The sequence below is a fragment of the Nocardia sienata NBRC 100364 genome, from assembly GCF_001613205.1.
GTDB classification, from domain to species: Bacteria; Actinomycetota; Actinomycetes; order Mycobacteriales; family Mycobacteriaceae; genus Nocardia; species Nocardia sienata.
The window spans coordinates 1-4499 of the sequence record NZ_BDBX01000061.1 but is presented as its reverse complement, the minus strand read 5'-3'; the positions used below and the strand labels follow the sequence as shown (position 1 = coordinate 4499).

Genomic DNA, 4499 nt, shown 5'->3' with positions numbered 1-4499 from the left:
GGTGAAATCGGTGCCCATCAGTCCGCAGGCCCGGGCCGCGCTCGGTCTGTCCGATGATGTGGTCAAGCTTTCCCCACCCGAATTGATCCGCGCCATTCTGCTCGCCCCGGTGCAATTGCTCTGGAACGGTGGTATCGGTACCTATATCAAGGCGAGTTCGGAAACCAATGCCGACGCCGGTGACAAATCCAATGACGCGGTCCGGGTGAATGCCGACCAGCTGCGGGTGAAGGTGATCGGTGAGGGCGGTAATCTCGGCGTGACGGCGCTGGGGCGTATCGAGTTCTGCCGCAACGGCGGGAAGATGAACACCGATGCGCTGGACAATTCCGCGGGTGTGGACTGCTCCGATCACGAGGTGAACATCAAGGTTCTGCTCGACGGTGTGGTGTCGGCGGGTGAGCTCGATATCGCCGACCGTAATCCGCTGCTCGCGGAAATGACCGACGAAGTCGCGCAGATGGTGCTGCAGGACAATGTGTCCCAGAACTATGTGATGGGAATATCCCGGGCGGAATCGGCGCGGATGCTCAATGTTCATCGGCGTCTCATCGAAGAACTCGAGACCGAGCGCGGACTCGATCGGGGACTCGAAGCGCTGCCCACCGATGCCGTACTCAAGCGCCGGCTCGACGAGGGCACCGGGCTCGCTTCGCCCGAACTCGCGAATCTGCTGGCCCATGTGAAATTGGCGTTGAAGGCGGACCTGCTGGCCGGCGATCTGCCCGACAGCGCGTTCTTCGCCGCCCGGCTGCCGGAATACTTCCCGACACCGCTGCGAGAACGGTTCGGTGCGGCGATCAAGAAACATCGTCTGCGGCGGGAGATCGTCACCACCATGGTCGCCAACGAGGTGGTGGACTACGGCGGCATCACCTACACGTTCCGGCTGGGTGAGGAGATCGGCGCCACCGCGACCGATACCGTCCGGGCCTTCGCCGCGGTCACCGATATCTTCGGCCTGCACGATATCTGGGCCCGGATCCGGGCCGCCGATACGACGGTGGGCGTCCGCGACCAGCTCGAGCTGGAGACCAAACGGACCCTGGACCGGCCGTCGCGCTGGCTGCTCACCAATCGCCCGCAGCCCATCGCCGTCGGCGCCGAGATCAACCGGTATCGAGTGGGTGTGCGGGAACTCGCGCCGAAGGTGCCGGGCTGGTTGCGCGGTCACCATGTCACCACGCTCACCGATCAGGCCGCCGACCTCGTCGCCCATGGCGCGCCGCTGGATCTCGCGACCGAGGTCTTCGGACTGCTGCATCTCTTCCCGCTGCTCGACGTCATCGATATCGCCGATATCACCGACCGCTCGGGCGAGGAGGTCGGCGCGCTGTACTACGCGCTGAACGAGCATCTGAAGATCGACTGGCTGCTGGAGGCGGTCAGCCATCTGGAACGCGGCGACCGCTGGCACGCGCTGGCCCGGCTCTCCCTGCGCGACGATATGTACAGTTCGCTGCGGTCGCTCACCCTCGACGTACTCTCCGGGGGCGACCCAGAGGAGAGCGCGGACGAGAAGATTGCATACTGGGAGTCCAAGAATCAGTCCCGGCTCGGCCGTGCCCGCGCGGCGCTGGCGGAACTGTTCGAGTCCGGAACCCACGATCTCGCCACGCTGTCGGTCGCGGCGCGGCAGGTGCGCAGCATGGTGAGTGGGGTGGGCGCCCAATCGGAGGTACCACGGTGACGAACGCTGTTCCCCGCAACGGAGCGAGTCCGGATGTGGAGATACCCGCTGCGGCCTCGCCGCGGCGGTTCCACACCGCTGTGCACGTGCGGTGGTCCGATATGGACGTGTTCCAGCACGTCAACCACGCCCGGATGGTGACGTTGCTGGAGGAGGCCCGTATCCCCTGGCTGTTCGAGGACGACCGGCCGACCGTCGGCCTGCGCGACGGATGTGTGCTCGCGGATCTGCACGTGAAGTACCGGGGACAGTTGCGACACGACGACACGCCGCTGGATATCGCCATGTGGATCGAACAGTTGCGGGCGGTCGATTTCACCGTCGCCTACGAGGTGCGGGCGGCGGGTGCCGCGCCCGATTCGCCCGCGGCGGTCACCGCGACCACCCAACTGGCAGCATTCGATATCCGAACCCAGCGGCTGCGCCGGCTCACCGGGCCCGAACGCGACTATCTCGCCCAGTGGCTGGTCGCATGAGCGAGTTGGGTCTGGAGGCGGTAGCGGAGCGTGACCACGCGGGGCCCTCGCTCATGCTCGATGGATACCCCGTGAGCGGGTCTGCGGCGCCGGTTCGATCGTGACGACCGACCAGCGGGTCCTGACGGTATCGGACCCGGCAGAACGCGAGAACCTGGCCACCTTCCTCACCCGGGCACAGCGTCTGGATCCGGCGGCGGTGGTCCGGCTGCGGCGGCGCGGCACCGGACTGGTCGCCGCCTGGGTCGCCACCGGCTTCGAGGCCTTGGCGACCCGGACGGTCGCTGCCGAGCTGGCCGCCGACGATGTGACGGTCGGCGCGGACACCGTGCTGACCGGCCTGTCCACCCCCGGACCGATAGATCTGGGTTACTCCCTGGATTCGGCATGGCGGGGCGCGCTGCCGCCGGACAGCGGCTTCGGGCATATCGACGATCTGCCCGCGCGCACCCTGGTCGAATTGGCCGAACGCGGGGCCGACCTGGCGAAGGAACACGGATCCGGGCACGGGCCACCGGCCTCACTGCTCGATCAGACCGTGCTGACGGTCTCCGCGGCGCAGGTGCGTGTGCAGGTGCCGATGCGGGTGGTTTTCGCGCTCACCGCCATGGACTTCATCCCGCATGCGGGGGAGCGGGCGGATTCCGGACGGATTGCGCCGGGCGAGCTGGTCCGGGTGCGCGCCAGCAACACCTGGCTGCGGTTGGACGCCCGCTACGGTTCGGTCGCCCGGCGCAGAACCGGCGGGCTGTCGCTGACGCCGGCGACGGAACGCTGAGACCGCCGTGGCGCCGTGCCGCCGGGGTGTCAGGCCGCGCCCTCGCCGAGGTATTGCAGCCAGACCGGGTCCAGCTCGTTGACCGTGGACAGCAGACGCCAGTGCGGCCCCTTCGGGGATATCAGGGGTGCGCGTAGCGTCCAGCCGAGTTCGCTGAGCAGCTTGTCGGCCTTGCGATGGTTACAGGGTGCGCAGCTGGCCACACAGTTCTCCCAGCTGTGTTCGCCGCCGCGGCTGCGCGGGACGACGTGGTCGATGGTTTCGGCCTTGCCGCCGCAGTAGCCGCAGCGGTAGCGGTCCCGCTGCATGAGTGCGGCTCGGGTCATGGGGACGCGGGCGCGATAGGGAACGCGGACATAGGTGCGCAACCGGATGACCGACGGAATGGCGACGGCGGCACCGGCCGAATGCAGGACCGGTCCGGTGGGGTCGTGGTGTACCGCGTCGGCTTTGTCGCAGACCAGTAGCACGATCGCGCGGCGGGCGGTGAGCGCGGTGAGCGGTTCGTAGGTGGCGTTGAGGAGCAGGACGCGGCGCTTGAGCCAGCCGATCGGCTGCGGCGCGGCGAGGTGCGGAGCGGAATCGCTCCCGGACAGAGAATCGGAACGAGCGGCGGTATCGGCATTGTGCCGGTCGACCGCGTGATCGGACAACAGTTGCAGCGGAGGAGCCCCCGACCCACGAGCGTGGACGTCGGCGGGCTTCAGTTGTCGGTGGCGTATCGCCTCCGGTGATCGGGCGCCGGTCCGTTGCTTCATGTCGACCCCAAATTCTGCGTTTCAAGATCATGTGGTATCTCGGCGGAGACAGAACCCAGTTGACCATGGAAAGCCCGGCAGCGCACGGTTATTTTGCACAATGGCCGGTTAACTGTCGCTGAAGTGACCCGCGACGGCCACCGAGCCGGAAACACCAGGTGTGAGCGGTCGCACCGGCCCGGGAGGCGGCGAATCTGCGAACCCGTGCCGGCGCGGGCACAATGGACGGCGCATCCGGCGAAACGAGAGGGTTCATGACTTCGGGTAATACGGCTTCGGGCACTCCGGCCGGCGAACAGGCCACACGCTCCTTCTACGAGGCCGTCGGCGGGGCGGACACCTTCCACCGGCTGGTGGCCGTTTTCTATCGCGAGGTCGCCGCCGACGAGGTACTACGCCCCATGTACCCGGAAGAAGACCTGGGACCGGCCGAACGCCGGTTGCGGATGTTCTTGGAGCAGTACTGGGGCGGTCCCCGCACCTACTCCGACGAACGCGGTCACCCGCGCCTGCGGATGCGACATATGCCGTTCCAGGTCGGGCCGGTGCAGCGAGACGCCTGGTTGCGCTGTATGCGCATCGCGGTCGCCGAGATCGAGCCGGAAACCTTGGACGACGAGCACCGCCGCCAGTTGCTCGACTACTTGGAGATGGCGGCGAACTCGTTGGTCAACTCGGCCTGGTGAGACCGCGGCGGTGGTGCAGCCTTTCGGTGTGGGCGGCGCGGTGCCATAAAGGTTGGGGATATGGGGTAGGGATGCCGGCTTGCTCGTGGAAGCGGGGATGTGGGCTCGCTC

5 protein-coding genes are annotated in these 4499 nt (G+C 67.2%); 4 read left to right on the top strand and 1 reads right to left on the bottom strand.

Annotated elements, in window-relative coordinates:
• The 3 genes from NS4_RS27680 to NS4_RS27670 all read left to right on the top strand — a co-directional run.
• Positions 1–1690: NAD-glutamate dehydrogenase domain-containing protein (locus NS4_RS27680; RefSeq protein ID WP_174552149.1), on the top strand; the 1690-nt coding region annotated here is incomplete at its 5' end.
• A gap of 41 nt (positions 1691–1731) precedes the next feature.
• The gene (locus tag NS4_RS27675; protein ID WP_281220006.1) at positions 1732–2166 is read left to right on the top strand and encodes an acyl-CoA thioesterase; all 435 of its coding nucleotides are present in this window, start codon (positions 1732–1734) and stop codon (positions 2164–2166) included.
• Positions 2167–2266: 100 nt separating this feature from the next.
• The gene (locus NS4_RS27670) at positions 2267–2944 is read left to right on the top strand and encodes a DUF8185 domain-containing protein (RefSeq protein WP_063062426.1); all 678 of its coding nucleotides are present in this window, start codon (positions 2267–2269) and stop codon (positions 2942–2944) included.
• 29 nt (positions 2945–2973) lie between these two features.
• Here the strand turns inward: NS4_RS27670 and NS4_RS27665 are convergent, their stop codons facing one another.
• Entirely contained in the window at positions 2974–3702 is a 729-nt protein-coding gene (locus NS4_RS27665; protein ID WP_174552148.1) for an HNH endonuclease, read from the bottom strand.
• Between the two features lie 254 nt (positions 3703–3956).
• Here NS4_RS27665 and NS4_RS27660 point away from each other — a divergent pair, with 254 nt between their 5' ends.
• A complete protein-coding gene (locus NS4_RS27660; RefSeq protein ID WP_063062425.1) occupies positions 3957–4388 on the top strand; it encodes a globin in 432 nt (143 codons plus the stop codon).
• Positions 4389–4499 lie beyond the last annotated feature (111 nt).